The organism is Microbispora sp. CSR-4, from assembly GCF_008033685.1.
Taxonomy (GTDB): Bacteria; Actinomycetota; Actinomycetes; order Streptosporangiales; family Streptosporangiaceae; genus Microbispora.
The window spans coordinates 1-790 of record NZ_VJVX01000212.1; the positions used below are offsets into that span (position 1 = coordinate 1).

The following is a 790-nucleotide window of genomic DNA, read 5'->3' on the forward strand; positions in this document are numbered from 1 at the left end:
CGGGTCAGCGAGGCCGCCGCGGCGGGCCGTACCCCCAGGAGCATGCCCGCCACCACCAAAGGCAAGGCGGCGGCCGCCAGTAAGACTCTGAGCCTTCGTATCACCATGGTTCCTCGTCGTCAGTCGGGTCGGGGAGTCAGCCGTCCGGCGGACTCCGTGACGGGTGCGGCCGGGGCCGTCCCGCCTTCGCCGCGGTCACCACGGCGAAGGCGGGACACCACCGTCAGACGCGGGTCCAGCGCTGGTTGGCCTGTCCGTTGCAGGACCAGATCTGGAGCTTGACGCCGTTGGCGGTCGAGTAGTTGGGGACGTCGAGGCACTTGTTCGCGCCGACGGCGGTGATGGAGCCGTCGGAGTTGAACCGCCACTTCTGGTTGTTCTGGCCGTTGCAGTCCCAGATGATCACGCTGGTGCCGTCGGCCGTTCCCGCGCCGTACGCGTCGAGGCACTTGTTGCCGTAGACGCGCAGCTCACCGGCGCTGGTGGAGGTCCACTGCTGGTTGGACTGCCCGTTGCAGTCCCAGATCTGCACCTGTGCGCCGTTGGCCTGCGAGACGCCGGTGACGTCGAGGCAGCGCCCCGACCCCACGCCACGGATGGCGCTCGTGGAGGCGGTCGGCGTCGGGCTGGGAGTGCCGCCGGGCTGGCCGATGCTGCCGTCGACCGACTGAAGCGCGGCGTACCAGGCGGTGGCCATCTTGTCGTAGCCGTTCGCGGTGGGGTGGATGCCGTCGATGAGGTCGCCGGTGGTCAGCTTGCTGTGCATGTCGACCAGGTGGACGTGCTTTCC

General features: G+C 69.2%; 1 protein-coding gene. It reads right to left on the minus strand.

Features of this window, described 5'->3' with window-relative positions; translation table 11 throughout:
* Window positions 1-223: 223 nt before the first annotated feature.
* A partial coding sequence (locus FLV34_RS39490; protein ID WP_187280892.1) for a lectin occupies window positions 224-790 on the minus strand: 567 nt, incomplete at its 5' end.